General features: G+C 73.2%; 18 protein-coding genes and 1 pseudogene. 7 read left to right on the top strand and 12 right to left on the bottom strand.

Features of this window, described 5'->3' with window-relative positions:
* A complete protein-coding gene (locus tag GCL84_RS20495) occupies positions 1-1,587 on the bottom strand; it encodes an ABC transporter substrate-binding protein (protein ID WP_197523395.1) in 1,587 nt (528 codons plus the stop codon).
* Positions 1,588-1,816: 229 nt separating this feature from the next.
* On the opposite strand from GCL84_RS20495, the gene GCL84_RS20490 reads away from it, so the two are divergent.
* The 3 genes from GCL84_RS20490 to GCL84_RS20480 are packed head-to-tail and all read left to right on the top strand — an operon-like array spanning position 1,817 to position 5,385.
* Complete coding sequence (locus tag GCL84_RS20490) at positions 1,817-3,790, top strand: oxidoreductase (protein WP_197523394.1); 1,974 nt, start codon at positions 1,817-1,819, stop codon at positions 3,788-3,790.
* Positions 3,791-3,805: 15 nt separating this feature from the next.
* Positions 3,806-4,552, top strand: a complete 747-nt coding sequence (locus GCL84_RS20485; RefSeq protein ID WP_156757134.1) for an IclR family transcriptional regulator — start codon at positions 3,806-3,808, stop codon at positions 4,550-4,552.
* Positions 4,552-5,385, top strand: a complete 834-nt coding sequence (locus tag GCL84_RS20480; protein ID WP_156757133.1) for an HpcH/HpaI aldolase/citrate lyase family protein — start codon at positions 4,552-4,554, stop codon at positions 5,383-5,385. The genes GCL84_RS20485 and GCL84_RS20480 overlap by 1 nt, the downstream gene beginning before the upstream one ends.
* A gap of 137 nt (positions 5,386-5,522) precedes the next feature.
* Here GCL84_RS20480 and GCL84_RS20475 read toward each other — a convergent pair whose 3' ends face one another.
* Positions 5,523-6,491, bottom strand: a complete 969-nt coding sequence (locus GCL84_RS20475) for an SDR family oxidoreductase (RefSeq protein ID WP_156757132.1) — start codon at positions 6,489-6,491, stop codon at positions 5,523-5,525.
* 182 nt (positions 6,492-6,673) lie between these two features.
* On the opposite strand from GCL84_RS20475, the gene GCL84_RS20470 reads away from it, so the two are divergent.
* The gene (locus tag GCL84_RS20470; RefSeq protein WP_156757131.1) at positions 6,674-7,534 is read left to right on the top strand and encodes a helix-turn-helix transcriptional regulator; all 861 of its coding nucleotides are present in this window, start codon (positions 6,674-6,676) and stop codon (positions 7,532-7,534) included.
* A gap of 10 nt (positions 7,535-7,544) precedes the next feature.
* Here the strand turns inward: GCL84_RS20470 and GCL84_RS20465 are convergent, their stop codons facing one another.
* From GCL84_RS20465 to GCL84_RS20455, 3 genes are all read right to left on the bottom strand, one after another.
* Positions 7,545-7,904, bottom strand: a complete 360-nt coding sequence (locus GCL84_RS20465) for an arsenate reductase/protein-tyrosine-phosphatase family protein (protein WP_235926545.1) — start codon at positions 7,902-7,904, stop codon at positions 7,545-7,547.
* A 65-nt stretch (positions 7,905-7,969) separates the two neighbouring features.
* Positions 7,970-9,001 (bottom strand): ACR3 family arsenite efflux transporter, encoded by a 1,032-nt coding sequence (gene arsB / locus GCL84_RS20460; protein ID WP_156757322.1) that lies wholly within the window; start codon positions 8,999-9,001, stop codon positions 7,970-7,972.
* A 23-nt stretch (positions 9,002-9,024) separates the two neighbouring features.
* Complete coding sequence (locus tag GCL84_RS20455; RefSeq protein WP_156757129.1) at positions 9,025-9,390, bottom strand: ArsR/SmtB family transcription factor; 366 nt, start codon at positions 9,388-9,390, stop codon at positions 9,025-9,027.
* 82 nt (positions 9,391-9,472) lie between these two features.
* On the opposite strand from GCL84_RS20455, the gene GCL84_RS20450 reads away from it, so the two are divergent.
* The gene (locus GCL84_RS20450; RefSeq protein WP_156757128.1) at positions 9,473-9,943 is read left to right on the top strand and encodes an ArsI/CadI family heavy metal resistance metalloenzyme; all 471 of its coding nucleotides are present in this window, start codon (positions 9,473-9,475) and stop codon (positions 9,941-9,943) included.
* Between the two features lie 37 nt (positions 9,944-9,980).
* Here GCL84_RS20450 and GCL84_RS20445 read toward each other — a convergent pair whose 3' ends face one another.
* Genes GCL84_RS20445 through GCL84_RS20430 form a run of 4 tightly spaced genes read right to left on the bottom strand, consistent with a single transcriptional unit; the run spans position 9,981 to position 14,748 of the window.
* Complete coding sequence (locus GCL84_RS20445) at positions 9,981-11,576, bottom strand: vWA domain-containing protein (RefSeq protein WP_235926505.1); 1,596 nt, start codon at positions 11,574-11,576, stop codon at positions 9,981-9,983.
* Positions 11,573-12,706: a hypothetical protein gene (locus GCL84_RS20440; RefSeq protein ID WP_156757127.1), complete on the bottom strand. Its 1,134-nt coding sequence runs from the start codon at positions 12,704-12,706 to the stop codon at positions 11,573-11,575. Before GCL84_RS20440 ends, GCL84_RS20445 begins: the two co-directional genes overlap by 4 nt.
* A complete protein-coding gene (locus tag GCL84_RS20435) occupies positions 12,703-13,509 on the bottom strand; it encodes an FHA domain-containing protein (protein WP_328618786.1) in 807 nt (268 codons plus the stop codon). Before GCL84_RS20435 ends, GCL84_RS20440 begins: the two co-directional genes overlap by 4 nt.
* 48 nt (positions 13,510-13,557) lie before the next feature.
* The gene (locus tag GCL84_RS20430; protein WP_156757125.1) at positions 13,558-14,748 is read right to left on the bottom strand and encodes a serine/threonine-protein kinase; all 1,191 of its coding nucleotides are present in this window, start codon (positions 14,746-14,748) and stop codon (positions 13,558-13,560) included.
* 437 nt (positions 14,749-15,185) lie between these two features.
* On the opposite strand from GCL84_RS20430, the gene GCL84_RS20425 reads away from it, so the two are divergent.
* Positions 15,186-15,785 (top strand): hypothetical protein, encoded by a 600-nt coding sequence (locus GCL84_RS20425; protein ID WP_156757124.1) that lies wholly within the window; start codon positions 15,186-15,188, stop codon positions 15,783-15,785.
* 25 nt (positions 15,786-15,810) lie between these two features.
* Here GCL84_RS20425 and GCL84_RS20420 read toward each other — a convergent pair.
* Together GCL84_RS20420 and ppk2 are read right to left on the bottom strand one after the other, a co-directional pair.
* Positions 15,811-16,211, bottom strand: a pseudogene (locus tag GCL84_RS20420) (VOC family protein).
* 142 nt (positions 16,212-16,353) lie between these two features.
* Positions 16,354-17,328: a polyphosphate kinase 2 gene (gene ppk2 / locus GCL84_RS20415; RefSeq protein WP_156757123.1), complete on the bottom strand. Its 975-nt coding sequence runs from the start codon at positions 17,326-17,328 to the stop codon at positions 16,354-16,356.
* Between the two features lie 162 nt (positions 17,329-17,490).
* Here ppk2 and GCL84_RS20410 point away from each other — a divergent pair, with 162 nt between their 5' ends.
* Positions 17,491-17,691 carry an antitoxin gene (locus GCL84_RS20410; RefSeq protein WP_156757122.1) on the top strand — a complete coding sequence of 67 codons (201 nt, stop codon included), beginning with the start codon at positions 17,491-17,493 and terminating at the stop codon, positions 17,689-17,691.
* Between the two features lie 49 nt (positions 17,692-17,740).
* Here GCL84_RS20410 and GCL84_RS20405 read toward each other — a convergent pair whose 3' ends face one another.
* Positions 17,741-18,490 (bottom strand): dienelactone hydrolase family protein, encoded by a 750-nt coding sequence (locus GCL84_RS20405; protein ID WP_156757121.1) that lies wholly within the window; start codon positions 18,488-18,490, stop codon positions 17,741-17,743.
* Positions 18,491-18,613 lie beyond the last annotated feature (123 nt).

Here is an 18,613-nt window from a genome sequence, read left to right as displayed (position 1 = left end):
TCAGCCCTTCTTCAGGGTGTGCACGAACATCTCGCCGTTGGGCGCGTGCTGGTAGTTGGTGAAGCCCTTGCGAACGGCGTGCACGAAGTCCCGGTCGATCAGGTAGATGAAGCCGGGGTTGCTCACCAGTTGCTCAGCGGCCTGCTTGTGCAGCTCGTCGCGCTCGGGGCCGGGCTCGGTCGTGCCCAGCTCGGTGGCGATCGCGTCCAGCTCGGGGTTCTTGTAGCCGAAGGTGTTGAGCTTGCTGGCCGAGGAGTTGTAGAGGAACACCGAGTAGTAGGGGTCGGCGACCGCGGGCGGCTCCAGGTAGAGCATCGCCTGGTAGCTGGCGTCCTTGAAGATCGTGTTGATCTCGGTGGCGCTGGCCACGGTCTGGATGTTGACCTCGACGCCGATCGCGGCGAGCTGGGACTTGACCAGGATGGCGATCTGCTCGGCCTCCGAGCCCGGCCGGGCCGGGCTGATGTGCAGGGTGATGGCCAGCGGGCCGACCCCGGCCCGCGCCAGCAGCGCCTTGGCCTCGTCCACGTTGAACTCGTAGGCGCCTTCGGGACCCGGGTCGACGCCGTAGGCCTGGCTGACACCGTAGAGCGAGGGCTTGTTGAAGCCGCGGTAGACGGCGTCGACGATGGTCTTGCGGTCCAGGGCCATCGAGATGGCCCGGCGCACCTCCGGCTTGGCCAGGTTCGGGTCCTTGGCGTTGAGCACCAGCGGGATGCGGTCGGCCGAGGCGCAGGTCTGGACCTCGACGCCGGTGTTCGTCTTGAGCTGGGCGTACTGCTCGTACTGCAGGGCGGTGGCGTAGTTGGCGTTGCCGGTGGAGACGAGCTGGGCCCGGCTGGCGGCGTCCGGCACGGCCAGGAAGATCAGCTTTCGGACGTCGCCGCGCTCCCCGGTGTAGTTGGGGTTGGGCGAGAGGGTGAGCCGGTCGCCCGCCACGAACTCGGCCGGGGTCTGGGTCCACGGACCGAAGGTGGCGGCGTTGGCGGCCAGGTACTTCTTGGCCCACGGGTCGTCGGCGGTGACGTTCTTCTTCGCCTCGGTGCTGTCCAGGACGCGGAACTGCGACCAGGTCAGGATGGCCAGGTCCATGGCGGAGGGCTCGTCGAGGACGATCTGGAACGTGCGGTCGTCGACGACCTTGATCGGGTCGGCGGCGTAGTCGGCGATGTCCTGCATCAGGGTGCCCGGCGTGCTGACCTTCAGCGCGATGAGCCGGTCGAAGGTCCACTTGACGTCGTTGGCCGTCAGCGGGTTGCCCGCCGCGCTCTTCATCTCGCGCAGCTTCACCGTGACGCTCTTGCCGTCGGCACCGCGCTCGTAGGACTCGGCCAGCTCGCCGGTGAGCTGGCCGACGTTGGCCAGCGTGCCGCAGCCCTGCTCGGGCAGGCCCTCGGTGTCCCAGCGGAACAGCGCGCTGCTCAGCTCGAAGCCGATGTTGCGCGACGGGTCGCCCTGGTAGTCGGCCGGGTCGAGGCTGGTGGGCAGGCCGGTCAGGGCGTAGGTGAAGGTCTCGTTCGACCCGCCCTGGCCCGAGGACTGACCGCCGCCGCCGCAGGCGCTCGCCACCAGCGCGACAGCGGTCACCAGCGCCCCAGCACGCGCCGTTCGGCGCAAAATCCGTGTCGCGTTTGCTCTCTTCGCCATGCTGATCGCCATCCGAGACCTCGATCTGTTCCGCTCAGCGGGATTTGGTTGCTTTGTTGTTCCACATACCAATAGGCTGGACGGGCATTGTCAAGAGTTCATGTGAGACGAAACGCATTCGTGCCATGTGGACACGCGCGGTTGACGGGACGTGACGAGGAGGTCACCGGTGCTGCTCGAGCCAGTCCAGGTGGGACGGTTGTCGCTGCGCAACCGCGTCGTGATGCCCGCGCACACCACGAACTTCGCCGTCGACGGCCTGTTCTCCGCCCGGCACGCCGCCTACCACCGGGCCAGGGCCGCGGGCGGGGTCGGCCTGATCGTGACCGAGGGGATGCGGGTGCACCCCACGAGCCTCGGCCGCACCACCACCGTGGCCGCCTTCGACGACCGGGTCGTGCCCGCGCTGGCCGCCCTCGTCGACGCGGTGCACGACGAGGGCGCCAAGCTCGCCGCGCAACTGCTGCACGTGGGCAGGCAGGCGGGCGGGCACCACGTGCTCACCGCCCCCTGGGGCGCCTCCGACCGGCCGTGGTCGGGCACCGCGGCCACCCCGCACCGGATGACCACCGCCGAGATCGCCGAGGTGGTCGCCGGTTTCGGCGCCGCGGCCGCCCGGGTCCAGACCTCCGGGGCGGACGCCGTGGAGATCCACTTGGGACACGGGCACCTGCTCCAGCAGTTCCTCTCCCCCGCGAGCAACGACCGCGACGACGCCTACGGCGGCGACCCCGAGCGCAGGCTCCGGCTGGCCCGCGAGGTGCTCACCTCGGTCACGGCGGCCACCGACCTGCCGCTGCTGCTGCGGATCAGCGCCGACGAGTTCCTGCCCGGCGGCCTCGGCCTGCCGGAGATGGTCGAGGTCGTCGGCGCGCTGCTCGCCGAGTTCCCGGTCGACGTGCTGCACGTCAGCCACTCGGCCTACGTCGGTTCGGTGAGCGTGGCCACGCAGATGGCCGACATGACCTACCCGCCGATGGCGTTCCGGCACCTGCCGCGGGCGTTCAAGGACGCCTTCCCCGGCACCGCCGTCCTCGCGGTCGGCCGGGTGGACACCCTGGACAACGCCGAGCGGGTGGTCGCCGACGGCGACGCCGACCTGGTCGCGCTGGCCCGCCCGCACATCGCGGTCCCGGACCTCGTCGCCCGCCACCGCGACCGGCGGGCGGGCCGCGACTGCATCGCCTGCAACCAGGGCTGCGCGGGCAGGCTGGAGCTGGGCCTGCCGATCGGCTGCGTGGTCAACCCCGAGGCCGGGCTGGAGCGGGAGTGGGCCGCGCTGCGCGCCGCCGCCGCCCGCGGGCCGCGCCGCCGGATGCTCGTCGTCGGCGGCGGACCCGCCGGGATGGAGGCCGCGCTGGCCGCCGCCGAGGTGGGCCACCGGGTCACCCTGCTCGACGCGGCCCCGCGGCTGGGCGGCGCGCTCACCCTCGCCGCCGTCCTGCGGCCCGGCTACCGGGTCTACGTCGACCAGCTCGCCGCCGCCGTGCGGGCCGCGGGCGCCGAGGTGCGCCTGGGCACGACCGCCGACCCCGGCCTGCTCGCCGAGGGCTGGGACCACGTCGTCCTCGCCACCGGGGCCGTCGAGCGGCCCGGCCCCGAGGACGCGGACTTCCCCGCGCTCACGCTGCGGGCGGCGGTCGAGGACCCGGGCCGCGCGGGCGGGCACGCGGTGCTCGTCGACTCGGAGGGCTCGGCGACCGGTCTGGCCCTCGCCGAGCTGCTGCTCGAGCACGGCAGCCGGGTCACCCTGGTCACCGACCGGCCCGCGCTGGCCTGGCGGGTCTCGCTCTACACCAGGCCCGCGCTGCTGGAGCGGCTGCGCGGCCGCGACTTCTCCGCACTGCTCATGCGCACACCCGTACGGGTGACGGGAGGATCTATGATCTTGGCCGATCCGCTGTCGGGGCGGACCCAGGTGCTCGACGGCGTCTCGTCGGTGGTCTTCCTCCGCCCGCCCACCGCCGTGGCGCACCTGGCGGACGCGCTGCGCGACCTGGGCGTGGACCACGCGGTCGTCGGGGACGCGCACGCGCCCCGCTCAGCACTGGAAGCCGCGTTCGACGGCAGGCTCGCGGGCCTGTCGGCGACCGGTGGTGACCAGACACCAGCCGCCGCGGCCGCGCTCCGCGGCAGGCTGTGACCGAGAGGACAACAGATGCAGTCGGTGGAACGGGTGGCCGGGGTGCTGCTGTGCTTCACCAGCGGTGAGCCGGAGCTGGGGGTGACCGACATCGCCCAGCGCCTGGACCTGCCCAAGAGCGCGGTCCACCGGGTGCTGGAGGCGCTGACCAAGACCGGTCTCACCACCAAGGAGCACGACCGCGGCCGCTACCGGCTCGGCCCGCGGGCGACCGAGCTGAGCCTGGCCACGCTCGGCACCGTGGACGTCCGGGCGCTGGCGCAGCCGGTCATGGACGAGCTGCGCGACAGCAGCGGCGAGACGGTGACCCTGAGCTTCCTGATCGGCGCGATGCGCGTGTACGTCGCCCAGGCCGAGAGCAGGCAGGACGTCCGGATGACCGTCGAGGTCGGCAGGCGGGCCCCGCTGTACGCGGGCGCGTCCGGCCGGGCGATGCTGATGACCTTCAGCGAGTCCGAGCTGGAGCAGTACCTCGGCGAGATCGACTTGGCCCCGCTCACCGAGCACACCGTCCGCGACCGGGACACCCTCCGCGAGGTCCTGGCCGCCGACCGGGCCCGCGGCTACACCGAGAGCAGCGGCGAGCGCGACCCGTACGCCGCCGCCGTCGCCGCGCCCATCCTCGGCCGCGGCTCCCGGGCGTTCGCCTGCTTCAGCATCTGCGGCCCGCACGCCCGGCTGGCCGAGTCCACCCGGGAGACCTTCGGCCCGTCCGTGGTGGCCGCCGCCGCCACCGTCTCCGAGATGCTCCGGGGGACCTGATGCCCGCCCGCTCCTACCTGTACGTGCCCGGCCACCGCCCCGACCGGGTGCCGAAGGCCACGGCCTCCGCCGCCGACGCGGTCATCATCGACCTCGAGGACGCCGTGCCGGTCCCGGCCAAGGCCGCCGCCCGGACCGCCGCGGCCGCGGCACTGCGGGCAGGGCCGGGGGGCACCCCGCTGTGGGTGCGGGTCAACCCGGGCGCCGACGCCTTGGCGGCCGACCTGGCCGCGGTGGTCGGTCCGGGTCTGGCCGGGGTGTGGCTGCCCAAGGCCGAGCCCGCAGCCCTGGCCCGGCTCGACGACCTGCTCTCCGGGTTGGAGCGCGAGCGCGGCCTGCCCGGTGGCGCCGTCCCGGTCATCGCGCTCATCGAGACCGCGGCGGGGGTCCTGCACGCCGAACAGGTGTGCCGGGCCCCCCGGGTGGTCCGGTTGGGCATCGGCGAGGCGGACCTGGCGGGCGAGCTGCGGGTGCGCCCCGACGCCGACCGCACCGAACTGCACGGCGTCCGGCTGCAGGTCGTGCTCGCCTGCGCGGCCACCGGCCTGCCCGCCCCGGTCGGCCCGGTCGAGACCACCGTCGCCGACGCCGACCGCCTGACCCGCACCACCGCCACCCTGCTGCGCCAGGGCTTCCGCGCCCGGACCGCCCTGCACCCCGGGCAGGTCCCGGTGATCAACGCCGGGTTCACCGCCACCGCCGAGGAGGTGGCCGCCGCCACCGCCCTGCTGGCCCGTGTCCAGGCGGGCGAGTCGACCGCGGTCGACCCCGACGGCCACTTCCTCGACCCCGCCGTCCTGCGCACCGCCCGCGAGACCCTCGACCGCGGCTAGGACACGCCCTGGGGTGCGCCCCGCTCAGCACGTGGGTGGGGTTTCTCGGCCGCCGACTCGGCACTCCCGGGCCGCCGAGGGCGGTGCGGTCGCACCCGGCGTCCCCCATGCCACCGTCCACGAGCGCTGGACCGGCGTCAGAGCCGGGGCCGCTGGGCGCGTTCGTCGGCCGGGAAGGCGGTGCGGGTCAGGTTCTCGGAGATCTGCCAGATGCGCCTGGCGTCGTCCGCACCGCGGAGGCGGGAGTAGACGGGTTGCTCGGCGGGTGCGCCGGACAGGCCGCCGAGGCCGCTGGGGCCGTACAGGCGGGCGCCGCGGGCGTGCGGTGAGGTGGCGGCCAACAGGGCGGGGAGCAGGGCCGTCTCGACCGTCCCGGCGAGGAGGCCGCGGCGGGACAGGGCGCGGATGAGGCGGACGCCCGTCGTGTCCCGGGGGCGGCCGATCTCGGGGCGCGCGGCCAGGAGGCTGGTGGGGGCGATGCCGGGGTGGGCGAGGTTGCTGGTGACGCCCCAGCCCCCGGCCTGGCTGCGCCGGTCCAGCTCGAGGCCGAAGAGGCCGAGCGCGATCTTGGACTGGCTGTAGGCGCGGCGGCCGTGGTAGGACCGCTCCCAGTTCGGGTCGTCCCAGTTGATGGCGTGCTCGTTGGCGCTGACGCTCAGTTGCGAGGTCACGCGCGCACGTCCCGCGCGCAGCAGGGGCAGCAGGTGGGCGACGAGGGCGAAGTGGCCCAGGTGGTTGCTCCCGAACTGCAACTCGAAGCCGTCGGCCGTGCTCTGGCGGTCCGGCGGGGTCATCACGCCCGCGTTGTTGACGAGGATGTGGATCGGACGGCCCTCGCCGAGCAGCGTGGCCCCCAGCGCGGCGACCGAGTCCAGCGACGACAGGTCCAGGTCCCGCAGCGACAGCGCCGCCGCCGGGTTCCGCTCTGCGATCTTCGCGATCGCGGCCGCGCCCTTGCCGGGGTTGCGGACGGGCATGACGACCTCGGCGCCCGCGGCGGCCAGGCGGGCGGCGAGGCCCAGCCCGATCCCGTCGCTGGCGCCGGTGACGACGGCGAGCCTGCCGGAGAGGTCGGGGACGGCGATGTCCGGTCGGGTGCGTGCCATGTGCTGCTCCTGGTGTCCTGGGGGTGGTGCGACCCCAGGTTGCGCCCGATCGGCGGGCGCAACCACGGCCTCTTGATCCCAGGCAGACCGGCCCCGGCCTCGACCCCGCAAGGGGGGATCAGCAGTCCGAGGCAGCGACCCGGCGCCGGTGGCACGATGGGGCGGCACAGGGAGGGACAACCGTGATCGACCGAGCCGGACTCGCCGCGTTCCTGCGCCACCGCCGGGAGTCGCTGCAACCCGAGGACGTGGGCCTCGCCCGCGGGCAGCGGCGCAGGACCGCCGGTCTGCGCCGCGAGGAGGTCGCCGCGCTCTGCCACATCTCCGCCGACTACTACAGCAGGCTCGAGCGGGAACGCGGCCCGCACCCGTCCGAGCAGATGATCGCCTCCCTCGCCCAGGGCCTGCACCTGTCCATCGACGAACGCGACCACCTGTTCCGCCTCGCCGGGCACAACCCGCCCGCGCGGGGCCCGGCGGGCGACCACATCAGCCCCGGCCTCCTGCGCGTCCTCGACCGGCTCGCCGACACCCCCGCCGAGATCGTCACCGAGCTCGGCGAGACCCTCCGGCAGACCCCGCTCGGCATCGCGGTCACCGGCGACACCACCCGCTACACCGGCCCGGCCCGCAGCATCGGCTACCGGTGGTTCACCGACCCGGCGACCCGGGCCCGCTACCACCCCGACGACCACGCCCTGCACTCCCGCGTCTTCGCCGCGGGCCTGCGCAAGATGGTCACGCTCCGCGGACCCGGCTCACGGGCCGCCCACCTCCAAGACCTCTTGCTCGCCCGCAGCGAGGAGTTCCGCGCCATCTGGGACGACCACGAGATCGGCGTCCACTACAACGGCGTGAAGCGCTACACCCACCCCGAGGTCGGCTTCCTGGAGCTGACCTGCCAGATACTCCTGGACCCCGACCAGTCGCAGATGCTCCTCGTCTACACCGCCGTCCCCGGCAGCGAGAGCCACGAGAAGCTGCGGCTCCTGTCCGTCCTGGGCCCCGAGCGGGTCGCCCTGCCGGGGCCACCGCAGGCGTGAGCCCGCCGGGTCAGGGGGTGGGCTCGGCGGGGACGAGTTCGGCGAGCAGGGCTTGGACGCGGCGGTCGATCTCGTCGCGGATCGGGCGCACGGCGTCGGCGCCCTGGCCCGCGGGGTCGTCGAGCTTCCAGTCCAGGTAGCGCTTGCCGGGGAAGTAGGGGCAGGCGTCGCCGCAGCCCATCGTGATCACGACGTCGGCGGCCTGGACCGCCTCGGTGGTCAGGGGTTTGGGGAACTCGCGGGTCAGGTCGAGGCCGAGTTCGGCCATGACCGCCACGACGGCGGGGTTGACGGAGTCGGCGGGGGCGGAGCCGGCGGAGCGGACGGTGACGGCCCCGGCGGCGTGGTGGTGCAGGAGGGCGGCGGCCATCTGGGAGCGTCCGGCGTTGTGGACGCAGACGAACAGGACCTCGGGTGCGGTGGTCACGGGGGCTCCTAAGAGGAAGTGGCGCGGCGGCGCAGGGCAAGGGAGACGTAGACGAGGCCGACGAGGACGGGGACCTCGATGAGGGGGCCGACGACCCCGGCGAGGGCTTGGCCGCTGGTGGCGCCGAAGGTCGCGATGGCCACGGCGATGGCCAGCTCGAAGTTGTTGCCCGCGGCGGTGAACGCCAGCGTGGTGGCGCGCTCGTAGGGCAGGCCCACCGCGCGGCCGAGCGCGTAGGACCCGGCCCACATGAGGGCGAAGTAGATCAGCAGCGGCAAGGCGATGCGCGCCACGTCGAGCGGTCGGCTGGTGACCTGCTCACCTTGCAGCGCGAACAGGACCACGATGGTGAACAGCAGCCCGTACAGGGCGGCTGGACCGATGCGGGGGAGGAACCGGGTCTCGTACCAGTCGCGCCCCTTGGCCCGTTCGCCGAGGTGGCGGGTGAGGAACCCGGCGACCAGGGGGATGCCGAGGAAGACCAGCACGCTGCCCGCGAGCTGCCAGCCGGACACGGCGAGCTCGGTCTGCGGGAGCCCGAGCCACCCGGGCAGGACCGAGAGGTAGAACCAGCCCAGCGCGCCGAAGGCGACCACCTGGAACACCGAGTTCAGCGCCACCAGGACGGCGGCGGCCTCCCGGTCGCCGCAGGCGAGGTCGTTCCAGATGATGACCATCGCGATGCAGCGGGCCAGGCCGACGATGATCAGGCCGGTGCGGTACTCGGGCAGGTCCGGCAGCAGCAGCCAGGCCAGGGCGAACATCAGCGCCGGGCCGATGACCCAGTTGGCCACCAGCGAGGTCCACAGCAGGCGGCGGTCGCCGGTGACGGTGTCGAGCCGGTCGTAGCGGACCTTGGCCAGCACCGGGTACATCATGATCAGCAGGCCCAGGGCGATCGGCAGGGACACCCCGGACACCGACACCGCGTCCAGCGCCTCCCCCAGCCCGGGGACCCACCGGCCTGCCGCGAGGCCCACGAGCATGGCCGCGCCGATCCACACCGGCAGGAACCGGTCCAGCGTCGAGAGCCTGCCCATCCGCGCCTGCGGTGGTGCGGCGCTCACGCGGTCACCACGGGGGGCTCGCCCGCGACCAGGACCGCGGACAACCGGGCCAGGACCTCGGGGTGGACCCGGTAGTACACCCAGGTCCCCCGCCGCTCCCCGGTGATCAGACCGGACTCGCGCAGCACCTTGAGGTGGTGGGAGATCGTGGGCTGCGACAGGTCGAAGGCGTCCGCCAGGTCGCACACGCACGCCTCGCCCCCGTCGTGGGAGGCGATCAGCGACAGCAGCCGCAGCCGCACCGGGTCCGACATGGCCTTGAACAGCCTGGCCAGGTCCACCGCCTGCCCGGCGGTCAACGGCTCGCGGGCCAGCGGGGAGCAGCAGGCGTCCACCGCGGCCAGCGGCAACTGTTTTGACATACGTCTATGTTGACAGACGTCTATGCGTTCGAAAAAGGTGGGGGCACCACTGTTTCGACATTCACCTATTCAAGGAGTGCACATGTCCCGAGTCCAGCTCGCGCTGCGCGTGGGCGACCTGCGAGCCTCGATCGACTTCTACACCAAGCTCTTCGGCGTCGAGCCCGCCAAGCTGCGCGACGGCTACGCCAACTTCGCCATCACCGAGCCCCCGCTCAAGCTCGTCCTCCTGGCGGGCGAGCCCGGCCAGGCCACGGTCATGGACCACCTGGGGGTCGAGGTCGAGACCACCGACCAGGTCGACGCCGCCGCCCAGCGCCTCACCGGGCAGGGCGTGGACACGCTGGTGGAGAACGGCACGACCTGTTGCTACGCGCTCCAGGACAAGGTGTGGGTCCACGGCCCCGGACAGGAACCGTGGGAGGTCTACACCGTCAAGGGGGACTCAGCCAGCTACGGCAGCGACAGCGCCGCACTGGCCTCCCCCGCCGCCTGCTGCCAGCCCGACGCCAGCGGCGAGACCGCGCAACCGGAGGGGTGCCGCACGCGATAGCGAGCGGGACGGTGGCGGCTCTGTCCACTCAAGACGGTCACTGGTACCCGCGGATCTCGCAGAACGCCGAGGCCAGGCTGTCCTTGCGGGCGTCGACGTACTGCCCCCCGGTGCGTTGGGCGACGGTGCGCATCTCGGCCTCGTTGGCCTCGCCGAACAGGATCGGGAAGACCTGCACCGGTTTCGTGGACGCCAGGAAGTCCAGGTAGCCGCGCAGGCCCGAGCCGTCGGTGTTCTCCCCGTCGGTCATCAGCACGATGCTGACGAACCGGTCCCGGTCCGCCGCCAGGTCGCGCTGGGCCTTGATCAGCGAGTCGTAGATCGCGGTGCCGCCGCCCGCCGCGAGGCCGTCGACCGCCGCGCGGATCGACTCCAGGCCGGGCCCGGGGTCGCCCGAGTCGACGGTGAAGGCGCGGGTGGGCAGCGGGGCGGAGCTGAACGGGACCATGAGCACCTCCTCGCGCTCGCGGAACCCGCACACCTTCCCGTCCAGCTCCGAACCCGCTCCGGTCAACTGGCCCAGGGCCTGCTTCAACGCGGGCAGCCTGCCGTCGTCGGCCATCGACCCCGAGACGTCGAGCACGTAGACGGTCCGCGACGGGCGGCGCAGGTCGTTGTTGTAGGCGTCGAGGAGCGCCTCGATCGTGGCCCAGCTATCGGGGAACGGGATCTCGTTCAGCGCCCCCGGCAGGCCCGCGGGCCGCGCCACGCCCGGGACGGCTGGGCGGCGGTGGGTGGTGACGCCGATGTCCTCCTGCGCCTCGGGGCCGCGCAGGTGCTCGACGAGCCTGCGGTGCAGGTCCTGGGCCTCGGTGGTGGCGCCCGCGAGCACGGTGAGCGGGTAGTCGCCCACCACCACGCCGTCGGCGGGGTAGATCAGCGTCATCGGCTCGGGCAGGCGGCCGGAGTTGTTCAGCTCGACCAGCGAGGACTCGTAGTTGACCAGGCCGTCGACCGGCTCGCCCGGGTTCCCGCCGGTGGCGCGGTCGACGTAGGCGTCGGTGAGCCAGCCGGAGGAGGGCGCGGTGAGCCGGTGCCCGCCGAACAACGCCGACACCTGCGGTGCGACTCGTGCGATCGCGTCGACGTCCAGGGCCCGCTGGCCGCCGTCCAGCGCCGCGGTCATCGCCAGCAGCGCGGCGAAACCGGAGTTGGACGCGTTCGGGTCGGTCATGGCGAAGGTGAACGCGTCGCGCTCGGCGGCGGCGACGACGTCGGTCCAGGCGACCTCGCCGCCCGCCCAGCCGAGCCGGTCGGCGGTGGACTTCTTCAGGCCGAGGACGACCGGGGAAGCCATCGTCTGCACGGAGGTGCCCAGGTGCGCCGCGGCGCCGGGGAAGGTCCGCAGGTAGTTCGTGGAGGAGAACCACACCGCGTCGTACTCGCGGTCGGCTGTGCCGTCGGCGACCTGCTTGGCCCCGTCGAGGCTGCCGACGAAGGTCAGCTCGACCCGCACGCCGGTGGCCGCCGCCGCGCGCTCGAGGACCGGTCGCATGTCGGCGAGTTCGCTGCCCGCCAGCACGCGCAGCGTGCCGGGGGTGCCCGCGTCGCGCTCCGGGGCGCCCCCGGTCGTGCACGCCGCCAGGGCGAGCGCCACCAGCAGCATCGCGGTCGCCTTGAGCCTGGTCCTCACTGGTCGCACCTCTTCCCGGAGTTCCGCTTGGCGACGAGCAGGTCGGTGAGCGCGCTCATCTCGTCGAAGGAGGGCGACTCGGCGGCGGTGACGGCCGGGTCGGCGGCGCCGGGCCGGGCGGCGCGGCCCTGCGGCCGGAAGCCGTGCTCGGCGACGAGCCGGGCCAGCTCGTCGTCCTCGCGCAGCACCTGGCCGACGCGCTGCCCACCGGCGGTCAGCGCGATCACCGTGTGCACCGAGGCGATCCCCGGGTTCGGGTACATCACCGCGTGGCCCTCGGGCAGCACCCGCGCCGAGAGCACCTGCGACTCGTAGACGTAGGCCATGCGGGTCTTGGGGTTCTGCCCGGCGTACTGGTCGAACAGGTCTTGGGACTTGACCGGCTTGCTTCCGCCCTGCGCCGCGAAGACCTGGCAGACCTGGTCGGCCACCCCGGGCAGCGCCGCCGAGCCGATCTGGGCTCGGTTGCCGTTGGCCGACCACGCGGCGGCGGCCAGCAGCAGGAAGCCGGAGTTGGAGGCGTCCGGGTCGGTGGAGTTGAGCAGCACCTGGGTCTGGTCGGCGGCGGTGGGGTTGTCCTTGATGGAGTTCCAGGTCGTTCCCGTGCGCGCCATCTCCACGATCGCGGCGAGGTCGACGACGGTCTGCCCGTCCACCGTCCGCGCGGAGCCGTGGTCGCGCAGCACGCCGACGGTCTCGGTCAGCGTGGCGACGACCATGGGCGAGGAGAACACCTCGTACTGGTCCAGGGCGGGCAGCCCGTGCTGGACCGCCTCGTCCTCCATGATCTTGCGCGCGGTGACCCGGCTGCCCGGGAAGGCGAAGTCGTAGCCGTTGCCCGGACGCCGCAGCGGGTCGACCATGTCCAGCGAACCGCGCGAGTCGATCACGGTCCGCAGGCCCAGGCACCGCAGCCGCTCGACGACCCTGGGGTCGCGGAAGTACTGCTCCTTCTCCGAGCCGATGATCCCCCGCACCTCGGCCACCGACCCGGCGCACCCGCCGCTCGCGCTCTCCCCGTCGCCCTTGGCCAGGTAGACCGCGACGACGGCGATGATCGCCACGCCGGTCACCAGGGCCACCAACCGCAGCAGCCCACCCGCGCCACCGCCCTTGTCCGGCACCGTCACCGAACCACTCCGCTCTGCTCGTTGCGTCTCGGCGAGTCCACGCCCTCGTCCAGCAGCCGCAGATCCGGTGGCGCGAGGGTCGCGGTGTCGACCAGCACCCGCAGCAGGTTGCGCTTGATCGCGTCGGCGGGCGCGGAGTCGGCGGTGACGCCGCCGACCCCGGCCGCGGCCAGCCGCTTGCGCACGCCGTCGACGGCGTGCTCGGCCTTGCGGTCGTTCCAGCCGCGCTGGCCGGGCACCTCGTTGAGGCAGCGCGCGGTCTCGTTCCAGGACAACGGGTGCGCGTCGTCGGCGCGCAGCAGGTGGAGCTGGAACAGCGCCACCAGGACGAGGCGCTCGCGGTCCGACAGCGGCCACGCCAGGTCGCGGGTGCCGGTGCCGGGCCGGACCTCGCCCGCGCCCCTCGGTCCCGCGCTCACCAACAGCTCCACCACGTGCAGGCGGCTGCCCTGGATGTAGAGCGGGGTGTAGCCGCACGGCACCGGGGCCTCGTGCTGGTGCAGCAGCGCGGGGGTCTCGGGGATGCGGATGGGCAGCTTGCCGCCGTTGCGCAGGGTCCAGCGGCCGTCGCGCGCGCAGCGGAGGGTGGCGTGCTCGCGGCTGACGTACCAGTCCTCGGAGCCCACGGTCACGTGCACGTCCGGGCTGTTGCGGCCCAGGACCAGGGTGCGGGCCGGGTGCGGTGTGGCCGCGTAGCCGCCGTCCTGGCCGAGCACGAACAGCGTGCCGACCGGCGCCGGGCCACCCGCGACCAGCGGCTCGTGCCGCAGCAGGCTCGGGGTGAGCGGTTCGAGGAAGTACATGCCCGACACCGGGGGCTCCTTCGTGTGCTGGTGGTCTCCCTGCTGACGCTAGGCGCGCGGCGGCGGGAACCCTCCCGGGTCGCGGGTCTGGTCGCCCGGCCCGGGCGGGGCGGGCGGCGCGCTGGGCCCGCGCAGGCCGAAGGCGATGAGCGCGCCCGCCACGACCAGCAACGGGATGAGCAGCGGCGCCCGCCCCACGGGCATGACGTCGACGAGGATCAGCGCGACCGCGGTGATGGCGCCGATCACCGCGCCCGCGGCGGTCTCGGGGAGCCTGCCCGGCCCCTTGGGTCCGGGCGGCCGTGGCTGGGCGCGGTGGGGTTGGCGCGACGACCGCTGGGGCGCGGCGGCGGGCACGGGGATCCGCGTGGTGTCGCCCGCGGGCCGCAGCTCGCCCTCGATGGACTGGCGCAGCCGCTCCTGGGCCTCGGCCCGCAGCGCGGCGCGCGCGGCCTCGGCCATCTCACCCGCGGTCTGGTAGCGCTCCTCGGGGCGCTTGGCCAGGCCCTTGGCGACCACGGCCCGCAGCCCCGCCCCGATCCTGGGGGGCAGCGCGGGCGGCGGGGTGTTCATGTGGGCGAGCAGCACGGCGGCGTCTTCACCGGTGAACGGCCTGCGCCCGCACAGGCACTCGTAGAGCAGCACGGCCAGCGCGTAGATGTCGGCCCGGTGGTCCGAGCCGCCCGCCAGCCGCTCCGGGGCCAGGTAGTACGGGGTGCCGACGACCTGGTTGTGCCTGGTCAGCGCGGGCGCCTCGATCCGCTGGGCGATGCCCCAGTCGAACAGCCAGGCGTGGAAGCTGTCGGTGGTCAACTGCTCGACCATCACGTTCGACGGCTTCACGTCCCGGTGCCGCAGGTCCTGGCGGTGCGCGGCGTCCAACGCCGAGGCGATCTGCCCCACCACGTGCACCGCCAGCTCCGGCGCGATCCCGTCGGGGTGCTCACGCACGAGGGTCGCCAGGTCCTTGCCGTCGACGTAGGGCATGACGATGTAGGGCTTGTCGCCGGTCGAGTAGTCGTACACCGGCAGCACGTTGGGGTGCTGGACCTGCGCGGCGAACTCGCACTCCCGCCGGAACCGCCGCCGCAGCTCCGGGTCCTCCAGCGTGCTGGCGCTGAGCAGCTTCACCGCGACCGACCTGCTGCCCATCTTGGTGTCCTGGGCCAGGTGCACCTCGCCCATCCCGCCACGCCCGAGCAGCCTGATGAGCCGATACCGACCCAGCTCGTCCCGCACCCCTCACCTCGCAGGTCCCGGTGACCCCGGCGCGACACCCGACCGTGGAGCGGTCCCGGGAACCGGAGTCTAGGCACCCGCGCAGGGGCGGGTTCCCGAGTTCAGCTCCCCTCCGCGCAGCGTCCACTGACCGTTGGGGGCGACGCCGTTCCCTGTTCACCGCGTTGCCCCACAAGGACCAGGGGGCTGTCCCGTCACCGCCTTCCTTTTGTTCCATCTGCCAATCCAGCCAGGTGGCCCCTGCCCATGTCCGCGCGTAGATCCGCCGTTCCCCGACGGCCTCGAACGCCCCGTCGACGCCGACATCCGCTCGCGGAAGGTCACATCGCGAATGGTGTCCTGAGCTCGTCGCGGGAGACGCCGGGGAGCCGGAAGAACCCCCCGATCAGCGCTGTTCGGCCTAGCTGAGCACGGGTGGCGCGGGGTACCCCCACCCGGTGAAGCTCTACGCCGAAGAACCCGGCCGCCGCACCCGCCAGGCGGTGGCGGACCTGGTGGTCGTCCTGCTCATCGCCTTGGCCGCGCTGCTCGCCCGCGAGGTGCGCGACCGCGTCCTGGAACTGCGCGGCCCAGGCAACGGCCTGATCACCGCGGGCAACGACCTGCACAACACCTTCGCCGACGCCGCGGGCAAGGCCAACGGCATCCCCCTGGTCGGCGACGACGTCGCGGGCGCGCTGAACACCGGCTCCTCGGCGGCCGACCAGCTCACCGCCGCCGGCCAGTGGCAGGTCGAGGCGGTGGAGGGCCTGGCGCTGTGGGTCACCATCGCCCTCGTCGCCCTGCCCACCACCCTCGTGCTCATCGTGTGGCTGCCCCGCCGCTTCCGCTACGTCCGCGAGGCGAGCGCGGCCGCCCGCCTGCGCTCCTGCGGCAGCGAGGGCCACGACCTGCTGGCGCTCCGCGCGCTGGTGACTTCTTCCCTGCCCCGCCTGGCCCGGACCGAGGGCCTGGCCACCGGCTGGCGCGCCGCCGACCCGGACGCGGTCGCCGCACTGGCCGCGACCGAACTGCGGAGGCTGGGCCTGGACCCGTGACCACCCGCCGCCTGGGCCGCGGCACTCAGTCCAGGCAGAACTCGTTGCCCTCCACGTCCAGCATCACCAGGCACGACTCGTCCTCGTCGTTGGCGGGCAGCAGTCGCTCGCGCACCGCGCCGAGCGCGACCAGCCGCGCGCACTCGGCCTCGAGGGCGGCGAGGCGCTCCTCCCCACGAGCCCGACACCCACCCGCACGTCGAGGTGCACCCGGTTCTTGACGACCTTGCCCTCGGGAACGCGCTGGAAGTACAGCCGCGGACCCGTGCCGGAGGGGTCGACGCAGGCGAACGCCGAACGCTGGCCCGCCGCGTGCTCCTCCAACGACGGTGGCACGACGTACCCCAGCACCTCGCACCAGAAGCGGGCGACGCGCTGGGGGTCCGCGCAGTCGAAGGTGACCTGGAACCGCTTGACCGACGTCATCAGCCCACCCTAGGGGCAGCCTCGTAGCTGCTTTCGCGGACTGCGGTGGGCAGTGCGCTGGTCGGCTGGTGAGGACGATGCCGTGGGGGTTGGCGATGCCGGAGTCGATCGCGGCTCGCAGGGTTGTGGAGAAGCTGGGCGCTCAGGCCACGTCGGGGTGCTCCCCCGGGCCCTCGGCGCCGGACGCCAGCCGGGTGGGGCTCAGGTCGGAGTCCTCCTCGCCCGGTTCGAGCAGGGTGGCGGCGGGGCCGACGATGCGGGGGTCGGGGTCGCCGATGACCTCCTCGTCGCGGCCGGGGTAGGGGAAGCGGGCCAGGACGTGGCGGATGGCCTCGATCCTGGCGCGCTTCTTGTCGTTGCTCTTGACCACGGTCCACGGGGCCTGGTCAGTGTCGGTGGCCCGGAACATCGCCACCTTGGCCTCGGTGTAGTCGTCCCAGCGGTCCAGGGACGCGATGTCGTTGACGCTGAGCTTCCACCGCCGGACCGGGTCGACCTGGCGGATGACGAAGCGGGTCCGCTGCTCGGCGCGCGACACGGAGAACCACAGCTTGACCAGCAGCACGCCGTCGTCGACGAGCATGTCCTCGAAGGCGGGGGCCTGGCGCAGGAACCGCTGGTACTGCTCGTCGTCGCAGTAGCCCATGACCCTCTCGACCCCGGCGCGGTTGTACCAGGAGCGGTCGAACAGGACCATCTCCCCCGCGGCGGGCAGGTGCTTGGCGTAGCGCTGGAAGTACCACTGGCCCTGTTCGCGCTCGGACGGCTTGCCCAGGGCCACCACGCGCGCCGCGCGCGGGTCGAGGTGCTCGGTGAACCGCTTGATGGTGCCGCCCTTGCCCGCGGCGTCGCGGCCCTCGAACAGGATCAGCATTCGCTGGCCGGTGTCCTGCAGCCAGTACTGCAGCTTGAGCAGTTCGATCTGCAGGCGGCGCTTGAGCGCGTCGTACTCGGCGCGGTCCATCCGGTCGGCGATCGGATAGTTCTCCCGCCAGGTCTGCACGGGAGAGCCGTCCGCGCGCAGCAGGACCGGCTCCTCCTCGTCTGAGGCGTCCACGCGCACGTCGTCGCGTAATTCGGGGAAGAGGGCCTTGGCCTCGGCGTCGTCATGGACCACGGACCGGAGATACCCGGCGACCGCCCCGGTTACTCCCGCTGGTGCGGCCAGACCGGGACCGGGGCGAGCCCGTTCACCGCCATCCACCGAACGGGTGATGGTGAGACTGCCGCGGAACGGGCACCTCCCCCGAGGAAGAGATCTCCGACCAGAGGAGGAACCGTGAACCTCGACGACCTGAAGAACAAGGCGAAGGAAGCGCTGGGCAAGAACCCGGACAAGGCCGAGCAGGGCGTGGACAAGGCGGGCGAGGCCGCCAAGGGCCGGTTCGGCCAGCACTCGGACAAGATCGACAGCGCGACCGAGAAGGCCAAGGAGCACCTGCGCCGCACCGGCGGCAACGACCAGCAGCCCCCCACCTGACCGCCGCCACGGTGCCCGCCCCCTGGTCCGGGGGGCGGGCACCGGCGCGTCAGGACTTGAGCAGCGTGCCGCCGTAGAGGGTGCCCAGGGCGCCCCAGTGGCGGGCCTCGGCCGCGGCGTCGTGGGTGGCGTTGTCGCGCACGGCGAAGCCGTGCCGGGCGGAGTAGAACTCGACGGTGTGCTCCACGCCCGCGTCGGTCAGCGCGCGGTCGAGCAAGTCGGCCTGCTCGGGGGTGAACGAGTCGTCCTCCTCGGCCCCGGCGACGTAGACGGTGGCCGAGATCCGGCCCGCGGCCAGGTGCGGGCTGACCGGGTCGTCCTCGACGGCGAGCTTGCCGCCGTGGAAGGACGCGGCCGCGGCGATCTTGGCGCCCAGCTCGCCCGCGGCGGTCAGCGAGATCCACCCGCCCATGCAGTACCCGGTCGTGCCGACCGCGGCGCCGTCGACCTCGGGCAGGGCGAGCAGGAAGTCCACGTAGGCGTGGACGTCGGCGATGACCCGGCCCGGGTCGTCGATCAGCGACCCCATCAGCGCCCCGAGGCGGGCCCGCTCGTCCGGGTCGCCGAACGCGGTGGCCGGGTCGAACGGGGCCCAGCCGGGGCTGCGGTAGTACAGGTCGGGCACCAGGGTCACGAACCCGCTGGCCGCCAGCGTGTCACCCATCTCCCGGAAGGTCTCGCGGAACCCGAACGCGTCCGGGAACATCACCACACCTGGCCAGGGACCCTCCCCGTCGGGGAGGTGGACGGTCGCCGCGGCGGTGCCGTCGGGGGTGGTGATCTGGACTTCGCGTCGCATTCTGCTGACTCCACGGGGTTCTGCGCTGTCGGTCCTGTCCCATCATGCCCGGGATCACCAGGCGAGGCCGCACGAGATCCGCCGCCTGCCGAGGGGACGCCATCGCCGCGGGTGGGCGGGCCG

This window comes from Actinokineospora pegani (genome assembly GCF_009745975.1).
Taxonomy (GTDB): domain Bacteria; phylum Actinomycetota; class Actinomycetes; order Mycobacteriales; family Pseudonocardiaceae; genus Actinokineospora; species Actinokineospora pegani.
Note: the sequence above shows the minus strand (reverse complement) of the source record. Positions and strands in the feature narration are given on the sequence as shown.